At 68.4% G+C, this 19,784-nt stretch carries 9 protein-coding genes and 1 tRNA gene; 3 read left to right on the top strand and 7 right to left on the bottom strand.

The window, feature by feature from the left end:
• Nucleotides 1-15: 15 nt before the first annotated feature.
• From ON22_RS34365 to ON22_RS03670, 3 genes are all read right to left on the bottom strand, one after another.
• The gene (locus ON22_RS34365; protein WP_156052295.1) at nucleotides 16-9,300 is read right to left on the bottom strand and encodes a condensation domain-containing protein; all 9,285 of its coding nucleotides are present in this window, start codon (nucleotides 9,298-9,300) and stop codon (nucleotides 16-18) included.
• A 128-nt stretch (nucleotides 9,301-9,428) separates the two neighbouring features.
• A complete protein-coding gene (locus ON22_RS03675) occupies nucleotides 9,429-10,412 on the bottom strand; it encodes a LuxR C-terminal-related transcriptional regulator (protein WP_033244608.1) in 984 nt (327 codons plus the stop codon).
• A 74-nt stretch (nucleotides 10,413-10,486) separates the two neighbouring features.
• Complete coding sequence (locus ON22_RS03670; protein WP_033244227.1) at nucleotides 10,487-11,314, bottom strand: M23 family metallopeptidase; 828 nt, start codon at nucleotides 11,312-11,314, stop codon at nucleotides 10,487-10,489.
• A gap of 551 nt (nucleotides 11,315-11,865) precedes the next feature.
• On the opposite strand from ON22_RS03670, the gene ON22_RS03665 reads away from it, so the two are divergent.
• Nucleotides 11,866-12,258 (top strand): SCO5389 family protein, encoded by a 393-nt coding sequence (locus tag ON22_RS03665; RefSeq protein ID WP_033244226.1) that lies wholly within the window; start codon nucleotides 11,866-11,868, stop codon nucleotides 12,256-12,258.
• Nucleotides 12,259-12,309: 51 nt separating this feature from the next.
• Here ON22_RS03665 and ON22_RS03660 read toward each other — a convergent pair whose 3' ends face one another.
• Entirely contained in the window at nucleotides 12,310-13,947 is a 1,638-nt protein-coding gene (locus tag ON22_RS03660; protein WP_033244225.1) for a long-chain fatty acid--CoA ligase, read from the bottom strand.
• 569 nt (nucleotides 13,948-14,516) lie between these two features.
• Between ON22_RS03660 and ON22_RS03655 the strand changes: the two genes are divergently transcribed.
• Together ON22_RS03655 and ON22_RS03650 are read left to right on the top strand one after the other, a co-directional pair.
• The gene (locus tag ON22_RS03655) at nucleotides 14,517-15,977 is read left to right on the top strand and encodes a flavin-containing monooxygenase (RefSeq protein WP_033244224.1); all 1,461 of its coding nucleotides are present in this window, start codon (nucleotides 14,517-14,519) and stop codon (nucleotides 15,975-15,977) included.
• Nucleotides 15,978-16,056: 79 nt separating this feature from the next.
• Nucleotides 16,057-16,129: transfer RNA gene (locus ON22_RS03650), tRNA-Arg, on the top strand.
• A 301-nt stretch (nucleotides 16,130-16,430) separates the two neighbouring features.
• Here ON22_RS03650 and ON22_RS03645 read toward each other — a convergent pair.
• From ON22_RS03645 to ON22_RS03635, 3 genes are read right to left on the bottom strand one after another with little or no spacing between them, the layout of a single operon-like run.
• On the bottom strand, nucleotides 16,431-17,447 hold the full coding sequence (locus ON22_RS03645; protein ID WP_033244223.1) for a Rieske (2Fe-2S) protein: 1,017 nt from the start codon (nucleotides 17,445-17,447) through the stop codon (nucleotides 16,431-16,433).
• The gene (locus ON22_RS03640) at nucleotides 17,444-19,021 is read right to left on the bottom strand and encodes an FAD-dependent oxidoreductase (protein WP_033244222.1); all 1,578 of its coding nucleotides are present in this window, start codon (nucleotides 19,019-19,021) and stop codon (nucleotides 17,444-17,446) included. Before ON22_RS03640 ends, ON22_RS03645 begins: the two co-directional genes overlap by 4 nt.
• On the bottom strand, nucleotides 19,021-19,782 hold the full coding sequence (locus tag ON22_RS03635) for a class I SAM-dependent methyltransferase (protein WP_033244221.1): 762 nt from the start codon (nucleotides 19,780-19,782) through the stop codon (nucleotides 19,021-19,023). The genes ON22_RS03640 and ON22_RS03635 overlap by 1 nt, the downstream gene beginning before the upstream one ends.
• Between the last annotated feature and the right edge of the window lie 2 nt (nucleotides 19,783-19,784).

Raw genomic sequence — 19,784 nt, 5'->3', positions numbered from 1 at the left:
CGGACCGGCAGGCCGTCAGCCGATCAGAGCCGGTAGGTCCAGCACCCAGGCAACCCCGTGCCATGCCGGTCCGGGTGGACCGCCGTCCGCCAGGATCAGCGCGGTCAGGTCGGGTAGTGATCCGGGATGCAGGAACCCGAGTCCCTCGTTGTCGGACCACAGATGGGTGATCCATTCCTCGGCAGGAGTCGCCCTCCGGACGTCGCCGAGGGGCAGGACCACCGTTGCGCCTGCGGCCCCGGCCGCCACGAACTCCGTCACCGCCGCCGGACCGTCACCGCGGCCGTAACCGTATGTCCTGGCCTCGTAGGTCAGCTCGGTGGCGGCATGTACCCGCGCCACCGCGGCCGCCAGCCGGTCGTAGGTCACCCGCCGGCCGGTGGCGTCCACCACCACGAGATCGCCGCCGCGCAACGGCCGTACCCGGTGTGCGTGGGTGACCGGCCGCGCGGACTGCCGGCCCATCTCGGTTTGCATAGCCGGACCGTCCAGTACCAGCCACTCCACCTCCGGCTTCCTCGGCGCGGCGGTCACCGCCATACCGAACTCCACCACCAGACCTGCGGTCGCCGCCACCCGCACGGCGTCGGCGGGCACCAGTGCCGCACCGGCTTTGAGTACCGCCCAGGTGACCACCACCGAATCCATGTCACGGTCGAACGCGGTCACCACCCCGGTCCCCGGCCCGCACCCGCGGGCGATCAGGACCCGCGCCAACCGGGACGAACGGGTATCCAGTTCCTGGTAGGTCATCACCTCGTCGCCGCGGACCACGGCCGGTCCGTCCGGTTCGTCTTCCACGGAGACCGTAAGGGTCCGGGCGAGCGCGATACCCGCGGTCGCTGCCGAAACCGCCGGCCCGGCAGTAAATTCGCTCCCCGCCGTATCCGGCGGTACGAATGCTGCCGAGGCGGGCGAACGCGCCGCAACGCCCGTTTCAACCGTCGCGATCCCGGTCGAACCCGCCGCAACAGCCGACTCGTCCCCGGATGTATTGCCCGATATACCCGCCGGATCAACCGACCCACCACCGGACGCAGTAGCCGCCATACCTGCCGGAACCACTGCCTCATCATCGGGCGTGATGCCCGGCACCTCCGCCGAACCCGCCGGTCCACCACCGGCCCCAGCGTCCGGCACATCCGCCGAAACCACTGATTCGGAGCCGGATGCCGCGTCTGCTGTATCAGTGGGTTCGGCAGCCGGCTCCGGGGCGGAATCGCCGATGATATCGATATCCCCGACCCGCAACCTCGGCTCCGCGGCGACCGCGGTGAGGATCCGGGTCAACCGGTCGCCGAACGAGAGCACCGTCTCCTCGTCGAACAGGTCGGTGCGGTACGCCAGCGCGATCCGGAGCTCGCCGGGAGCACCGTCTCGCTCGCGGTGCGGATCCATATCTATTCGCAGATCGACCTCCGCGTCCGAGATGCCGTGATCCAATCCGCGGACCGTCAGCCCGGGCAGATTCACGACGGCCGGTGTGTCGAGCAGCGACAACAACACACCGAACAGCGGTTCGCCCGCGGGTGTTACGGCGTCCAGGACCTGTTCGAAAGGAGTATCGGCGTTGGCGGAGGCCGCCAGATTCGTTTCCCGGGTGCGGTCCAGCAGCTCGATGAAGGTCTGTGTGGCCCGGACCCGCGTTCGCACGGTAACCGTATTCGCGAACCGGCCGACCAGATCGGCCAGCGCCGGTTCGTCGCGGCCGGTGATCCGGCGGCCGACCGCGATATCACCGGAGCCGGTCGACCGGTGCAGCAGTGCGGTCACCGCCGCGTGCAGGATCAGCAAGACGGTGGCGCCGCGTTCCTCGGCCAGTGCATCCAGCGACCGGTGCAGCTGCGCGGGCAGGACGATATCGATCGCGGCATCGGGTAGCGATATCCGTTGCGGGCGCAGCCGGTCCGGTGGCAGCGCGCTGCTCCTGGCCGATCCCCGCAACTGTTTCTGCCAATATCCCAATTGCTGTGCCGCGAGCGAATTCTCGTCTTCTTCGTCGCCGAGGAGAGCGCGCTGCCAGATTGCGTAATCGGCGTACTGCACCGGTAGCGGCGACCAGCGTGGCGATTCCCCGCTCACCCGCGCCAGGTATGCGGTCATGAGATCCCGCAGCAACGGCGCCGGGGACGCGCTGTCCGCGGCGATCCGGTGCGCCACCAGCGCGAGGATATGCTGGTCGGCGCCGGTGCCGAGCAGCAGTCCACGGATCGGCGCCGCGGTGGTGATATCGAACGCGGTGGCGCGCAATTCGGCGATCCTGCCGGATGGGTCGTCGGTATCCGCGATCTCCAGGCCGCCCCGTAGTACCTGGGCCACCGGCAGGATGTCCTGATACGGCACCCCGTCCGGTCCCACCGGGTAGCGGGTGCGCAGCGGTTCGTGGCGTTCCAATAGATCCGAGATCGCGTACCGCAGCGCCGAGGTGTCGAGCGCACCGGTGAGTCCCACGGCGAGCACGATATTGTGCGCGCCCGGGTCTGCCCGGCCCCGCAGCCATATCCGGTGCTGGTTGGGCGCGAGCGGGATCCGCTCCGGCCGCTCGGCCCGGTCCAGGGCCGGCCGCTGCGCCGCCCGGGCGGCCCCGGGTACCACCCGGGCGGCCAGCGCGGAGACAACGGGGGCTTCGAACACCGTGCGCAGGGTGAGATCGGCGCCCAGCGCTTCGTTGATACGGGACACTGCCCGGCTGGCCAGCAGCGAATTACCGCCGAGGACGAAGAAATCGTCGTCCGCGCCGATCCGGTCGTCGTCGAGTAGTTCGGCGAACACCTCGGCGACAACGGTTTCCGTACGACCCGCAGGCTCCGTATATGGCGCGCGCTCCCCTGGAGGTTCGAGGGAGACGACGTCGACTACTTCGGGCCCGGCCCACGACTCGCGCGGCTGCCGTCGACCGGTGTACTCCAGGTTGGCGCGTCCGGCGAATCCTGCCCACCGCCCGAAATCCCCGGACCGGTACATCCGCGACCCCGGCACGCCGAAGGGGTCGGCCACGAATCGTGTCGCGGTGAGTCCGGGCCGGTCCAGGTAGCCGCGGCCCAGTTGGGCGCCCGCCACGTAGATTTCGCCGGGCACGCCCACCGGTGCGGGCTGTAGCCGATCGTCGAGGACGAGCGCGTCCAGGCCCGGCAACGCCCGCCCGATCACACTGGCCGGGTGGTCCACCAGATTTTCGTCCAAGATCAGGTACGAGGCGTGCACGGTCGTTTCGGTGGTGCCGTACATATTCACCAGCCACGGCGCGTCCCTTTCGCTGCCCGCTGAGGCGCCGTGGCGCTCGTACCAGGGCCGCAGGCGGCGCAGGTCGAGGGCTTCGCCGCCCAGCACCACATACCGCAGGGCGGACGTCTCATCCGGGGCGTTCGTGATGCTGTCGGCCTCGATGAATCGATAGAACTCCGACGGAGTCTGGCCGATCACCGTGACCCGCTCGCGGACGAGTAGTTCGCGGAATCGTTGCGGCGAATCCGCGGTTTCCGCGCCGACCACCACCACGCAGCCTCCGCCGGCGAGGGCGCACCACAGCTCCCATACCGAGAAACCGGAGGTGACGGGATGGAACAGCGCCCATATATCGGCGTCGTCGAAATCGAACAGCAGTTGGGTATTCGCGAACAGCTCCACCACATTGCGATGTGTCAGACCGGTGGGTGCGGCCGGGTGCGCGGCATACATCAGGTTGTCGGGCCACAGTGGCGCGCGCCGGTCCGTGTCGGTGACCGGGTTCGCGGAATGGTGCGTGGTTTCTTCGACAACCACCACGGGCATGCCCGCGGGTACCGCATCGAGTGTCGTCGCGACGGTGAGCACAACGACGGACTGCGTTTCCGGGAACACAGGCTGCACCGTGTCGATAGGCAGGTACGCGGCGCCCGTCAGCAGCACGCCCAGCAGGGCCACCGGGAGGTCCTCGGTGCGCGGTACCGCGACCGCCACCAGGGTTTCCGGGCCGGCACCCGCATCGATCAACCCGCGCGCCACGCGATAGGAGCGGCCGAGCAGTTCGTCGAAACTCAGTACCGCATCACCGGACCGCACGGCGGGGGCCGCCGGGTCCAGGCGGGCGCGGGCCTCGATCAGGTCGACCATTGTCACCGGCGGCACTGCGGCGCCCGCACTGTTCCACTCACGCAGAACCAGTTCGCGTTCCCCGGGGAAGTGCAGGTCGATATCGCCCACGACGACGCCGGGGTCGGCGGCCACGGCGGTCAGGATGCGGAGCAGCCGGTCGGCGTGATCCCCGACGGTCGGTGCGTCGAACAGGTCGCGGGCGTAGGTGAAGGCGAGGGTGGCGCCGGCGCCGTCGGCGACCAGATCGACCCGCAGATCCAGCTTTTCCGGCAGCTCGGCGGGTTCGCTGTCGGTCGACAGCAACACCCGGAAGGGTGGCCGGCCAGCCACCGTGCGGAGGGTGTCGATCAGGTGGCCGAGGCGTTCGCTGCCCCGGCCGGCCGTGCCCAGGGCCGCGGCCCCGGCTTCCCGGGCCTCGACCAGTAGTGCATCGAAACCGTCCGCCGGATTCACGTCGGTATGCAGGACCGACAGCCCCGCCGCGGACCCCTTGGTCGCGAACGCGCCCACCGCGGTTTCCCGATATCCGGACAGTCGTGCCAGCAGTACGGCCAGCGCAGCCTGCACCACGGTGAAATCGTTCGTATCGTATTGCCCGGCAGCAATATCCAGCGCGTCGTGCAGCGCACTGTCCAGTTCTCGGCGCAACACACCGCTGCGCCGGGACGCGGTGGCCGGCCGCGGCCGGTCGGCAGGTAGCTCGCCGTGATCGCCGAGCACTGTGGGAGCGTGCCACCAGCCCGCGGCCGGTAGAGCAACCTGCGCGGGTACGGCCAGCAACTGTCCCACGAGCGCCCGCAGCAGCCCCGACAATGCTTGCGCGCCGAGTTCGCCGACACTGTCGCGGCGGTAGCGCAACCGCAGCAGCAGCCGGTCGCCCGCTTCCACCACCAGCGTCACCGGGTGGGGGCTGTCGATCCGGGTGGTGAGATCCACGACCTCCAGACCGTCGAGCGCCCCGGCCGCGGCGCGCAACCCGGCCGCGTCGACCGGGTCGGGGTCGAAGGCCAGCACGGTGTCGAAAAGGTGGGTGGCACCCGGGGGGATACCGGCCGGGTCGAGATAGTGGTGTTCGAGCAGGGTGGCCTGTTCGGACTGGATCCGGGTGAGCAGTTCCCGCACGGTCCAGCCGGGCTCCGGCCGTACCCGCACGGGAATCGTATCGGCCAGTAGCCCGGCCATCTCGTCCGCTCCACCGAGCTCCGGCGGGCGGCCCGGAACAACAGCGCCGAAGACGATATCCGCGCGGCCGGTCAGACTCGCCAGGACCAGCGCCCACAGGGCCCGCACCACGGTTTCGACCGTGACACCGGAGGCCACCGCGTAGGCGGCCATCGCGACTGTTTCCTCTTCGCCGAGCGCGTGTACCGATTCCCCGTACCCGTCCTCCGGTTGCGCGGGCGGAGCGAGTACCGCACCGAGTTCGGTGGGCCGGGCACCGCGCAGCACCTCCGACCAGCGGGCACGGGCGGCCTCGGCATCGCCGTGCGCGCGCCACCGCAGGTATTCGCGGTAGGCCGGCGGATCGGGCAGCGCCGCTCCGTCGCCGTGCCGGCCGTACAGGGTCAATAGATCGCGCAGCAGAATCGCCGCCGACGCGGTGTCGAACAGCAGCGGATGCGCGACCAGCACGCAATGCGTCCGCCCGGATACCGTGCGGTAGACCGTGAACCGCAGTGGCGGCGCGCTGTCCACGGCGAATCCGGTGCGGTGTTCGGTGGCCAGCAGGTCGGCCATCTCGTAGTCGCCGACATCCTCGACCACCCGCCACGGCACCTCGGCGGTTTCGATGACCAACTGCACCGGGACGCCGTCGGCGCCGGTGGTGAATACCGAACGCAGCGCCGGATGCCGATCGGTGAGCGCCTGCGCGGCACTGTGCAGCCGGTCGAGATCGACAACACCGCCGAGTTCCAGCGCGAAAAGCATCGCATCGGCACCGTCCGCGGTGAGCTGGGAACGGAAGAACAGGCCGGTGCCCAGCGGCCCCAGCGGCAGCACCTCCGCCAGCCGCGGATGCACCGCCCGCCAGGCCTCCAGTTCCGCATCCGCCACTGGTATCAACAGCGAATCGAACCCGCTCGCGGCAGGGTCCCCGGCGTGCCGGGCCAGCGCGCGCACAGCGGCCAGCCAATCACCGGCCAGCTCTCGGACCGCGGATTCGTCGACGATATCGGCGAGATAACCGAACACCACGGTCAGCGCGCCGTCGGCCCGCACGACGGCATCGATATCGACGACCAGGTCCACCGGCATACCCGGATCGGGTTCGGCGGGCACATCGCCCAGTTCACCGGTCGGCGACCAGGCCGGATCGGCGCGTTCGGCCACTCCCCCGTCGCGGCAGGTGAAACCGATCTGTGCAGGGGCCGCACCGGGCTCACCGGGGGTAGCCGGGTGCAGTGCTCCGAAACCGGCTCCCCCGTCCGGAACTGCGTCGAGCTGTTCACACACGGTCTGCAGCAGCGCGGCGGTTTCGGCGCCACCACGTAACGCCGCATCGCCGGCGATACCCGACAGGTCCAGGGCCACTGGGTATTCGGTGCTGAATCGGCCGACGGTCCGAGCGATATCGACCTCGGAAAGTATGGCGGACGAACGGCCGTCCCCTTCGAGCCGGACCCGGGTGAAAGCACAATCCACACCGCGCCGTAACCGCCAATTCCGTACCGCCAACGCCAGCGCCGCCACCAGCGGATCGTCGGCGCCGGTTCCGTACCGGTCCGGTAGCTCGGCCCGGACCTTACCGGCGATACCGGCCGGCACCTCGACCGCGAACCGGCACACCGCCCCGTGGGTATCGGTGGCCGGGTCCGCCGGGCGGGTGCCCAGTAGTGGGTCGGGCGTGGCCAGAACCTCACGCCAGTAGATGTTTTCGCTGTCCCGGTCCGCAGTGGCCAGCGTATGCGCGCAGGTCCGGAACGATATCCCGGTGGGCGGTAGTTCGACATCGCGCCCCGCAGCCATCCGCTCCCACGCCCGGGCCAGATCGTCGACGACAATGCGCCAGGACGCGGTATCGACGACGTATTGATGCACGGCCAGCAGCAGGGCATCCCGGGCGCCGGGCCGCCGCAGCCAGGTGGCGGCGACCATCCGGCCGCCCAGCGGGTCCAGCTGGGCCACAGCAGAATTGGTTGCCGCCCGGACGATCTCGGCCGGCCCGGTACCGCCGGCGCCTGCCGGAACCTCGACCTCGGAGATCAGCACACCGGTCCCCGGCGGGTAGTCCGGCACCTCGAAGCGGTACCGGTCACCCTCGGTCACCACCTGAGCACGCAACATCTCGTGGCGGGCCGATACCGCACCGACGGTGGCGGCCAGCCCGGCGCGATCGATACCTTCCGGCAGCGACAGCACCACGCTCTGCGCGAACCCCGGAAACACCCCACCGGCGAGGTACCGGTCGAGAAGCGGGGTCAGCGGGACCTCGCCCATACCGCCGGTGGCCGTATCGGTCGCTGTCCATGCGAAACCCGGCTCACCACCGCGGGTCGCGGGTCGGCTGCCATCCAGCAAGCCGGCGTCGCCCACCAAACCGCGGACGCCCATCAAATCCGCGTGGCTCGTCGAACCGGCATCACCCCGCAGGCCGGCGTCACTCCCCAGCCCGGCATCACCCTGCAGCCCCGCGCCGCCCGGTAGTTCCGACCCACCCGGGAGCCCCGGCCGACCTGGTATTTCCGGCAACGGGGTCGCGGGGCGAGCGCCGGCGGTGGCTTCCGCTGCGGATTCGGTGATCGCCCCGTTCACCGCCGCGGTCGGTGTCTCTGCGGCGGAATGGGAATCCGGCCACTCGAGCATGGGTTCCGGCAGCGCGCCGAGGTCGGGCTCGCCCCCGGTAGCCCGCGAATAATCACCGGTGTGCACGAAGGCGGCAGGGGTCGCGGGTGCGGGTCGCGATTCGGCCGGGAAGGCCGGCAGGTCGCCACCGTGGGCCTGCGGCCGGGAATCGGCGCTGCCCAAGAATTCGATTTCCCAGCCCCACGGTGTTTCGACGTGCCGGGCCAGGTCGCCCGTCCGGTACATCCGGGTGCCCGGCCGGCCGCCGCCGGGTACGGCGACGAAACGTGCGGAGGTCCGTGCGGGCAGATTCGCATAGCCCTGCGCCAGGACCGCGCCCGCCAGATAGAGCTCGCCCGCTTCCCCCGCGAGGACCGGCCGCAGCCGGGCATCGAGAACCAGCATCTCGACCCCGGCCGCCGCGGTACCGATGGTGCCCGGCCGGTCCGGGGGCGCCGGGCCGGTATTCGTGGCGACGATCCCGGCCTCGGAGCAGCCGTAGGAGGTGACGAAACAGTGTTCCCGCGCCCAGCGCCCGGTCGGCGCGGATCCGTTCCGGTCACCTACGACGGCGACGAGCGCGAGTTCGTCGAGCCCGGCCGGGTCCACCGATTCCGCGACGGCTGCGGTGGTGATCAGGTGCGTCACCTGTTCCCGGTGGATCAGTTCGCCCAGTTCACGCCCGCCGGATACATCGGCCGGGGCGATGACCAGGGTCGCGCCCGCGGTACATGTGAGCAGTAATTCGAGAACAGCGATATCGACGGTCGGCGGGCAACTGTGCACGACCCGGGAATCACTGGATATCCCATAGCTGTCGCCGACCGCGGCGACCACCGCGCCGAGTCCGGCGTGCGGGACCACGATGCCCACGAGTTCACCGGTGGGACCGCCGGGGTAGGTGATGTATGCGGGATGTCGCTCGTCGAGTGTCCGAATCCGGTCGGCGTAGGAGAGGGGATGCCGGGGCCGCCGGGCGATACGGTCGGCCTGGACCGGGTCGTCGAGTTCGATCCAGTACAGGGCGCGACCGAGGACCCGCCGGTACTTCGAGGTGGTCAGGCCGAAGGCAGCCCCGGAATCGGTGGCGATAGACGCGATTCGGCCGGCCGGGGCGGCGGGGTCGATGAAAACGTGGGCGGCACCGGTTTTGGCGACGGCCCATACCGACAGCACCGATTCCGGGCTGCGTGCTATGCCGATCGCCACCACATCGCCCGGTCCGATTCCGCGTTCGATGAGTTCCCGCGCGACCTGCGAGGACCGCTGGTCCAGCTCCCGGTAGGTCAGCTCCAGCTGATCGGCGGGCGCGCCCGTCGGGTTGTAGCGGATCGCGACCTCGTCCGCGGCGGATTCCACCGCGGCGGTCAGTAACTGGCCGAGTGGAGGGGTGCCCGCACGACGCCGGCGACTGCCACGAGGGGAACGACGGGCAGTTTCCATTCGAGTGCATTCACCCTCTCGCATCGAACCCGGATCCGGCCCCCGCGTGCCCGAACAGCGGAGAACCGGTGTGCCCGGGGCGAGCGCGGTCCGGCCATCATATCGGCCGAACCGGTCTTGCGATCAGTTCACAGCCAGCCGCGGCGAATTGCCTGTACCCCGGCCTGGAACCGGGTGCTTGCCCCGAGCCGTTCGAGCAGCCGCGCTGTCCGCCGGACCACCGTGCGCCGCGACATCCCGAGCCGGCGCGCGATCGTATCGTCGGTCGCGCCCATGCTCATCATGGTGAGAATGGCCCGGTCGCGTTCGTCGAGTTCGTCGGCGGCCGGCTGCACCGAGATGGGCGCCGACAGTGTCCACAGCACATCGAAACTTCGGACCAGCAGATCCAGCAGGGGTGAACCGCTGATCCGCAAGGCCATCGGATCGGGCCGGCGTTCGTCGGCGTGCAGGACGAGGCTGGCCCGCTCGTCGTCGGCGACGATCAGCTTGAACGGCGGATCGGGCAGGGTGCGGGCCTGCGCCCCGCGGGCGTTGGTGGCCAGCGTATGCCGCAGCCGATCGGCATCCTGGTAGATCGTGTCCTGGTACAGGATCCGATACCGCACACCTTCGGCCATCCGGGACTGTTTGAGATCGCTGATCCGGCTGTCGCGTTCGGTATCGCTGAGGTGCGGGGTGCGCTCCACCATTTTCACGCCGTATGCCGCGTTGGCGTGCAGGGCCTCGAAATCCGCGAGCAGTTCGGCCCGTTCGAATACGGGGACCACCGCGCCGTTCCAGCCCTGGGCGCGGCGCACCGACCGGAAGGTTTCGCTGAGCCGGGCCGCGGCGGCGTGCATGGTGCTGATCTGTTGCCGGCGCCGGCGGGCTTCGGCCTCCGACAGCGATTCGGGCGCATGCGCGTCCCAGCGCGGTGTGCCGTCGGTATCCACTACCCGGAGTACCGCGCGCAGCTCCGACAATTCGTCCAGGGCCGTTTCGACGGCGGAGTCGGACAGGCCGGTGTGCCGCGCGATATCTGCGGTACCGGACCGTGGCCGCTGCACCAGGGTCGCGTAGACGCGTCCGTGGATGGAGTCGGGTTCGAAGATTTCCGCCAGTTCGGTCACGCCGGGGGTTCGTAGGTCTCCTTGCAGCCCGGTAGGACCGGAAAGGATCGGACGGTCGAGAGAGTTCGAGGAACTCAGCGCGAGGGTCCCCACTCCAGTGGCACCCCCTTGGAAGCCATCCACGTCATCGGATCGATTTTGTTCCCACCCTGATCCCAGATCTCGAGGTGCAGATGCGGACCGGTGGATTGGCCGCGGTTGCCGACGGTGGCGATCACATCGCCCGCCTGCACCCGCTGCCCCTGTGCGACATAGATATCGTTCACGTGGCCGTAGACGCCGGTGGTGCCGTCGTCGTGCAGGACCCGGACCCACATACCGAACCCGGAGGCCGGCCCGGCCTCGATCACCGTGCCGTCGGCGACCGATTTGATCGGCGCGCCCAGGGCATCGGCGAAATCGATACCGTAATGCATGGCGCCCCAGCGACTTCCGTAACTGGAGCTCACCATCCCTGCCACCGGACGCACGACCGGCGCGGGAGCGAACTGCTGGTGCAACTGTTTCAGGGTCTGTTCGGCATGAGCCAGCGGAGCGGCGACCTCGGGCGGCAGATTGCTCAACCCGAAGGGGGCGGCAACAGGAGCCGGGGCAGCGATCTCGGCGGCCTGAACTGGCGCCGGGGCCGGAGCTGCTACATGCGCCTCCGCCGACTGCTCGGCGGGCTGTGCGACCTCCTCGGCGACCGGGGGTGCAGGGGCGGCCTCTGCGGCCTCCTTTTCACCGTTACCCGGGAGCAGCGGCGCGGCGTAGGCCAGCGCCGGCGCGACCTGTGAGGCGGTACCGATGATCGCGCCCGCCGCGACAGCGGCGCCGGCAGCCGCCCGGGCCTTCTCGACGGCGGTGGACGCGGCCCGGTGGCGATGCGGCCGCACGCGGACCTCGTCGCCGATGAGGCTCATAACGGTGATGGAACCGGTGCCTGATCGATGGTGCGCCACTGTCCGTCCTCGCTATCCGGTCAACATGTTCACGAATGCCTCACGTGCGGATCCAGACCCGAGCCCGGTAAACGTAACGTTTAGGCATCCGTTGTGACGGTAACTCTACCGCCCCGTGACCATATCGCAACCTTTCCTCGGAAAGGCCCGGTCAGCGGCCTGAAATGCCGGTGTGAAACGGTCACGATCGCGCGAATTTCCCGTGACCTTACCGGCCGCGAACCGACCTCCGGCGAACACACCCGGCGCCTCCTCGTAGCCGTCCGGCCCGCATCACCCCCGGCCACGATGCCGAAGCCCGTCCGGTCAACCCCCCGCGACGAGCCCGCCGGCCACCGTCGCCGCAAGACGACCGACCGGTTCGGCGGAGACTCAAAATGACCACCACCGAACATCTTTCAATGGCAATCCACTGTTATTGACAACCGATTTCGATTAGACTCGGCCCGGCAGATCTGCCGCGGATTTCCGCATCACCTGTCGCACAGACCAGTTGACCTCAGGAGGTCGCCGTGTCCTTAGATGTCCCCACCGCCCTGTTGGAACGCGCCGAAAGCGGCGAGATCAGCGACGCCGAATTCGTCGAATGCGTCCGCACCTCCCTGCCCTACGCCTGGGAGGTCGTCAGCCGCGTCGCCGATGAATTGCAGACCGGTACCGTGGAATTCGCCGACAACGAAGAGGCTCCCCCGGACGAAACCGCACGTGGCCAGCTGTTGCGCGCCCTGGCCTCCGATGCCATCCGAGGCGGGCTGGAACGGCATTTCGGCGTGAAGCTGGCGTTCCAGAACTGCCATCGCGTCGCGGCGTTCCCGCTCGCGGCCGTCGGCGGTGATACGTACAACCGGTTCATCAGCCCGCGCAACCAGTTGCTCAACCAGAGCCCGGAACTGCGCAACTGCTGAGAACACCGGTCCCCGACGCGGTTTCGCGCCGGGGACCGCGTTTTCCGGTGCTCAGTGCACCGTGGTCACATCCAGTTCCCCGTCGGCATGCCGCGCCCGCAGCCGCTTCTTGTCGAATTTGCCGACGCTGGTCTTGGGCACCTCGTCGACGAAGGTCCAGTACTCGGGCAGCTGCCATTTCGCGAACCGCGACGACAGGAATTCACGCAGCTCCTCCGGCTGCACCGAGGCACCCTCGGCCACCACGATCGCCGCCAGCGGCCGCTCGTCCCATTTCTCGTCCGGAATGCCGATAACGGCCGCCTCCGCCACGGCAGGATGCCCCATCACGGCGTTCTCCAAGTCCACCGACGAGATCCACTCACCACCGGACTTGATCACATCCTTGGACCGATCCACCAGCGTCAGATAGCCGTTCGGCGTGATCTTGCCGACGTCGCCCGTGCGCAACCAGCCGTCGTCGAATTTACCCGGGTCCACCGCCACCCCCTCGGGTGAGTAGTAGGAGCCGGTGATCCACGGTCCACGAACTTCCAGCTCCCCCAGGGATTTCCCGTCGTTGGGCACCACCGACCCATCGTCGCCGACCAACCGCGCCTGCACGCCGGCCGGGAAACGCCCCTGTGTGACCCGGTAGGTCCAGGCTTCCTCCTCACTCACCCCTTGCGGTGGATGCGCCAGGCTGCCGAGCGGCGATGTTTCGGTCATCCCCCAGGCGTGCACCACCCGCACCCCGTGCTCCTCCTCGAACGCCTTCATCATCGACGGCGGCGCGGCCGAGCCGCCCACCACCACCGCACGCAGATGAGTGATGTCCTGCGGTTGCGCTGCCAGCGCCGCGAGCACCCCGCCCCAGATGGTCGGCACCGCCGCGGCGAAGGTGGGCTTCACCGCCGCCATCATCTCCAGCAGCGGGCCCGGCTGGAGGAAGCGGTCCGGCATCAATACGTTCGCGCCGGTCATCAGCGCCGCGTACGGCAGTCCCCAGGCGTTGGCGTGGAACATCGGCACGATGCCGAGCACGGTGTCGTCGATACGCAACCCCATGGCGGAGGGGGTGGTGGCCTGCATCGAGTGCAGCCAGTTGGAGCGATGCGAATACACCACCCCCTTGGGGTCGCCGGTGGTGCCGGAGGTGTAGCACATCGCTGCCGCCGAACGTTCGTCGACGACCGGGAAATCGAAGCTGTCGGGGTATTTCGCGAGGAGTTCGGCGTAGTCGTGCACGGTGACGCCGTCGACCGCGGGCACAGCCGCGACATCCCCGTTCACCACGATCACATGCCGGACCGTTTTCAGCTGCGGCAGATACTGGCCGAACATCGGCACCAGGCTGCCGTCGACCAGTACCACCTGATCTTCGGCATGGTTGGCGACATAGATCAGCTGTTCGGGCGAGAGCCGGATGTTGAGGGCGTGCAGCACCGACCCCATCGCGGGAATGGCGATATAGGCGACCAGATGTTCGTTGTTGTTCCACATGAAGGTGCCGACCCGGTCGCCCCGCCCGATACCGAGATCGGTGAGCGCATTGGCCAGCCGGGCCGAATCGGCGCCGACCTCGCGATAGGTCATGGTGCGCACTCCGTCGCCGGTCCAGGTGGACACCGTGGAATCGCCGACGAAGGTGGACGCGTAGCGCAGCAGCGTCGCCAGCGAGAGCTGGTCGTCCATCATGGTGCTCAACATCGGAAATACCCCTTACTGATCTGGGTGGCGGAGGGCGCGCGATATGAGCCCGGACCTCTTCGGTGAGACACAGAAGTGGGCATGACTCACATCACACCGCCGGAGACTACCGTGCAGTAGCTGGGCATGGGGACGGTAGGCAGGAAACCGTTCGAAATAGGGTCGACGCTGGTCAGCGGGCGAGAGTCCAAGCGCGGCGACGGCGACCGAGTGACGGGATGAGACGCAGTGCCCGCGACGCCCCCTGCGGGCCACCGGCACTGCGTCATCGCCGCCGAGCACCCACTTGTGATAGCCGGGATTTCCGCGCGCTGCCAAGTCAGATAACGAAATGACATCTAAACGAGACACGGTCCCTATTCGTGTACCGACTGATGGGATGAATCCACCACCGGACCAGCAACGCGACCACGCGTTATGGTCGACACGGACCGACGGAGCGGAATAATCCGAAATCACTTACAGATGCACGCGCAGCGACGTCCGAGCCCGGAAATCTGGCCGGAAATATCGATTCACTGACCTCCGTTCCCCTCCGATACGACCGGCCGGCGACCTACGCTTGAACCATGACAACGCCGTCGATCATCATCATCGGGGCCGGCTTCGGCGGGCTCGGTATGGGACTCGAACTCCTGCGGGCCGGAATAGACGATTTCACCATCGTCGAACGCGCCCAGGACCTCGGCGGCGTCTGGCGGGAGAACACCTACCCCGGCGCGGCCTGCGACGTACCGAGCCCCCTGTACTCGTGGTCCTACGAACCCCGCTCCGACTGGCCGCGGCGTTTCTCCGAGCAACCCGATATCCACGACTACATGCGCCGTGTGGTCGGCAAATACGATCTCGAACGCTATATCCGCTTCGGCACCGAGATCAGCGACGCCGAATACGATGAAACCACCGCGAAATGGCAGATCCGCACCAACAGCGGCGACCTGCTCACCGCCGATGTACTGATCTCCGCCGTCGGCCAGCTCTCCCGCCCCGCCATGCCGAACATCCCCGGTATCGACACCTTCGGCGGGCCTGCGTTCCACTCCGCCGAATGGGACCATTCCGTCGACCTCACCGGCAAACGGATCGCCTGCATCGGCACCGGCGCCAGCGCGATCCAGTACATCCCCCGCATCCAGCCGATCGCCGAACACCTCACCCTGTTCCAGCGTTCCGCCGCCTGGGTGCTCCCCAAGGCCGACGCCGCATACGCCGCCCGCCACCACGCCGTATTCAAGTACCTGCCCCCGGTCCGCTGGGCCGAACGCTTCGGCTGGTGGATGTTCTTCGAGGTGATGGCGCTGGCCCTCACCGATCTGCAGGGCATCCAGGCCCCGGTCCTGAAGGTCGCCGAAGCCCACCGCGCCAGGCAGATTCCCGATCCGGTCCTGCGCGAAAAACTCACCCCCGACTACGCCGCCGGCTGTAAACGCGCCCTGTTCTCCAACGACTACTTCCCGGCCCTCGGCCGGCCGAACGTCACCGTGGAAACCGACGCGATCACCGAAATCACCTCCACCGGCGTGCGCACCGCCGACGGTATCGACCACGAGGTCGACGTCATCATCTACGGCACCGGCTTCAAGGGCACCGAATTCCTTGCCCCCATGAACATCTACGGCACCGACGGCCGCAAACTCGCCGACGCCTGGGCCGCCGAAGGCGCCCGCGCCTACCTCGGCATCTCGGTCCCGAAATTCCCCAACCTGTTCATGATGTACGGCCCGAACACGAACGTCGGCTCGGGCTCCATCGTCTACATGCTGGAATCCCAGGCCCGCTACATCCGTCAAGCCGTCGAATACCTCCGCCACCACCCCGGCCGCGGCCTGGCCGCCCGCACGGAGACCGAACAGCGCTGGGACGACTGGCTGCAGAAACGCCTGAAGGACACCCCCTGGAACTTCTGCTCCAGCTGGTACCGCAACGCCTCGGGCCGCATCACCAACAACTGGCCCGGCGCCACGGTCCTCTACCGCTGGAAAACCCGCCGCTTCGACTCCGCCGACTACGAAACCACCGTCGCATCCTGACGTCCGCGGGCCGCCGGACCTACGATGCGGCCCTACAGGGGGTCACCCGGTAGACTGCTGCCCACCGGCCCCCGGCCCGGCCCTCGTAGCTCAGGGGATAGAGCACCGCTCTCCTAAAGCGGGTGTCGCAGGTTCGAATCCTGCCGAGGGCACAACCTGCGACAGCGTTTCCGCAGGTCAACCGGACTTCACGATCCGCGAACGACTCGAGAATCGTCAGCAGAACCGAATATGTGCAGGTCAAAATATGTGCAGGTCAAACGGTTCCCCTAGTTCGATCCTCGAGGAAACACAAAACAAGGGAAACCGGACCGGCAATTCATGGAATTCAGGGTCAGCCAACATCGAAGCGGCCTGCCTGCCACCTCAGCAGTGCAACAAGAGCCTTCGCCTGCGCGGCAGTGATGCGCTCTGCTTCCGCACCGGTGACATACCGAATCTCGAAAGACGTCGTCATCCCGGTTTCTGCGTCCGCTGTCGGTAGCGCCGTTCGGCATAGGCCAGGTCGTCGCGCCACAACCGGGTCGCGGCGCGGGTCATTATCGGCCGTAGGAAGCGGGCGGCGTGGCTGGCTCGGGCGAAGCCGAGGCGAGTCGAGTCGGCTATTACGGCTTCGATGACGGCGGTTCGTGGTTCGCCGTCCGGCCCGGGGCCGAGCGGTGTGGCATGGGTTTCGACGACACTGCCCGATCCTTCACCGTCGATGATGCGCATCGTGACGGTCCGGGGCTCCGGACTGGTGAACTCGGCGCGCACCGGGACACCGAGACGGCCGCCGACCCGAAAGGTGACTGCAACCAGGAACCGGTCGTCGGAGTCGGCCGAATCGTGTTGCTGGGACGGAGTCTCTAGTACTTCCAGCCGGGTGAATGAGTATGGGTGGAACCAGGCGCCGTGCCACGGGTCGAGTCGGTTGGCGACAATATCGGCCGGTTCGCACACCCCGCTGAGGGTTGCTACCGCGGCGATGGCGCGGTGCGCGGGCGGGCGGGCCCCGATAACAGGTGTTTCGAGCGGGCTACTGTCGCCGATATGGTCGAGGCGGACCCACGCCAGTACGCCGTCATCGTGGCACGGTAATGGTGTCCAGCCGGCCTCCCCGCCGCTGTCCAGTCGCAGCCCGTGCCATCGGCACACGAGGGCACCGCAGTCGATATGTGCCTGCGCCAGCGGCGCGCCCAGATGTGGGCACGCTCCCGGACCTACGACAAGTCGTTGCCCTCGGTCTCGCCATGCGACGAGTTCGACTCCGGCGATCGTGAATCCGAACGGGCGGCCGGGGCGAATGTCTCGGCTGGCGGCGAAGACGTACCAGTTCCCGGACGGGCGTTGTTGTGCGCGTTGGAGTGTGGCGGCGATGAGGGCGGGTTTCGCGGCGTGGTAGGTGGGTTCCTGGTCTGCCCAGTTTCCGGGGTCGATGGGTTGCAGTGGCCATCGATCGGGCCAACGCCGAAACAGGAGGTTGTTCATCGGAGGTCCTCGGCAGGTGCGGTTGCCGTTGCGTAGCGGGTGGCGAGTCGGCGCAGTAGGGCGTTGCGGCCGCTGGTCGGCACGGTGTGCAGATCGTGGCCGGGTAAGCCCCATTGGGTGAGCAACGCGTTCGCCGCCGCCCATCCGGTGGTGGCGGCGCGTTCCATCAACGCGACGGGCAGGTCGATGCGGATGCCGTCGCCGGCCAGCACGAGCCGACGGTGTGGTGTGCGGATGGTGGGCCGGTACGCGTGGTCGCCGACACCGAACAAGGGGCAGTCCTGGTTCCATTGCAGGTGTTCGCCGAGGATTCGGGCGTCGGCGGTTTCCGGGTAGAGGCGGTTCAGCCGGGCGCGCAGCCGAGCGGGGATATCGCGCTCCTGGGCCGGTGTCAGCTGTGCGGGCAGGGCGTAGGCGTGGAGTTCCAGTACGGCGCCGCCGTGGCGCGCGGCCCACGTGCGGGCCTGTTGCTCGTAGTGGTTCAGCACGCTGACGTTGTCGAGGGGGGCGAGGCCTCCGGTGGCCAGGAACGCCGGTCGATGCGGCGCGACCGGCTTGTCCAGCCAGATCCGATACACCAGAAACGGTGGCGCGCTGCGTAACCGTTCGATCGATGCGCGCCACACTCGGTCGCCGAGTTGCGGCGAGTTCTCGACGATGCGACGCAGTCCGGCGGCATCTGTGGCGAGGACGACGGCGTCGGCGGCGATATCACGACCGTCCTGTGCGCGCACCCGGAAGCCGCCCTCGCCCGCGGGCTCGACGGCGGTCACCGTGCTACCGGTGCGGATCCGGACATCGTGCGAGATGAGGTAGTCCTGCAGCGGCGACCACAGTGCGGTGTCGTAGTTCGAAGTGGGGACGTCGAACAACAGACCTTCGCTCGAACCGAGGAAGTAGATGTGGAACATGGTCGCCAGCTCGGCCGCCGACAGCTGGGCGGGTGGCGCGAAGAAGCTGCGGGAGAACACGTCGAAAGCCAGATGGCGGGCGGTGGCCGGAAAGTTGATCTGCTGCAGGAAGGTTTCGGCGTCGGTGTGGTCGAGCAGGTCGTAGATCCCGGGTACGGAGACCGCCGCGAGAGGTGCCGCGGCGCGCGCGTCGATGCGGCGCAGGTCCTGCAGGGGGAAAGTGTGGCTGCGGGCGGCGAAAGCGAGGGCATTCCATGGTGGTGTGCGCGGCAGACGCCGGAAGGTGTCGCGGCGTCCGTGGCCGTCGATGAGTGGGTAGTCGTCGATCGCGACGAGCCGATGCAGCTGCGGATCTGTGCGGCGCAGTAGCGCGCGCAGGTTGTAGTACTGACGGAAGAAGGCGTGGAACCCGCGGTTGATTGCGATCGCAGTGCCGTCGGGCAGGTTTTCGGTCCAGCCACCGACCCGGCCGCCGAGGTAAGGCCGGCGCTCGATGATTTCCACGTCGATGTCACGTTCGGCAAGCCCGGTTGCCGCGGCGAGTCCGGCGATACCGGCGCCGATGACCACCACGTGTGGGCGGTGGTCGAGGCCGCGGCGTCCCGAGGCCGCTGGGGCGCGATGGTGGACAGCACGTCGGTCGCGTCCGGAGCCGGCACGCATCATGGAGCCCCTTCTGATTCGGAGCCGGGCCCCGGCACGGTCGCGGTGAAGGTGTGCACGATGTCGTACTGCCATCCGGGCACAGTCGCCACCCGTATCCCGGTGAAGCCGTTCTCACGTAACCGTGCCCGGAACTGGTGCACGCTGTCGAACGCGGTCACGCTGCGACGCAGGTGCCGGTACAGGGTGGTGTCGCCAGTGAGCAGCGCGCCGAGCGGAATGATCACTGCGCCGCAGACCGTGTTCCACACCACGCGGGCGGGCAGTGACCCGCGCACCGAATACTCGTGCACTACGAGCGGGGCACCGGGATGCAACAGCGCGGCGAACGCGCGCAGCTGGGCGTCGGGGTCGGCGAGGTTGCGCAGCAGATATGCGGCGAAGATCCCGTCGAAACGGCCGCCGCAGCCGGCCGCGTCGAGGTCTTCGATGCGGGTGTGGTGGAACCGCACTGTGGAAGGCCAGTTCTTCGCGCGGGCGCGGGCGAGCATTTGGGCCGATGCATCGATGGCGACGATCTCGGCGTCCGGGGCAACCGACAGCAGCGCTGCGGTCGAGGCGCCGGTACCGCAGCCTGCGTCGAGCAGCCGGAGTCCGGCGCCGTTGGCGGGTAGCTGCATACGTCGCGCGGACAGGCGCAGATGCTTGTGATAGCCGGGGTTGTACCCGACGAGACGGTCGTATTCGGCGGCGCCGTGGTCGAAGGTTGCCGGTACCTGGTCGCGTGGGAGCCCGTCCGGGCCGAGCCGGGCGCAGTTCACGG

Origin of the sequence: Nocardia carnea NBRC 14403 (assembly GCF_000308515.1) — a bacterium.
GTDB classification, from domain to species: domain Bacteria; phylum Actinomycetota; class Actinomycetes; order Mycobacteriales; family Mycobacteriaceae; genus Nocardia; species Nocardia carnea.
The sequence above is the reverse complement of the archived record's forward strand: the minus strand, read 5'-3'. Positions and strand labels throughout refer to the sequence as shown.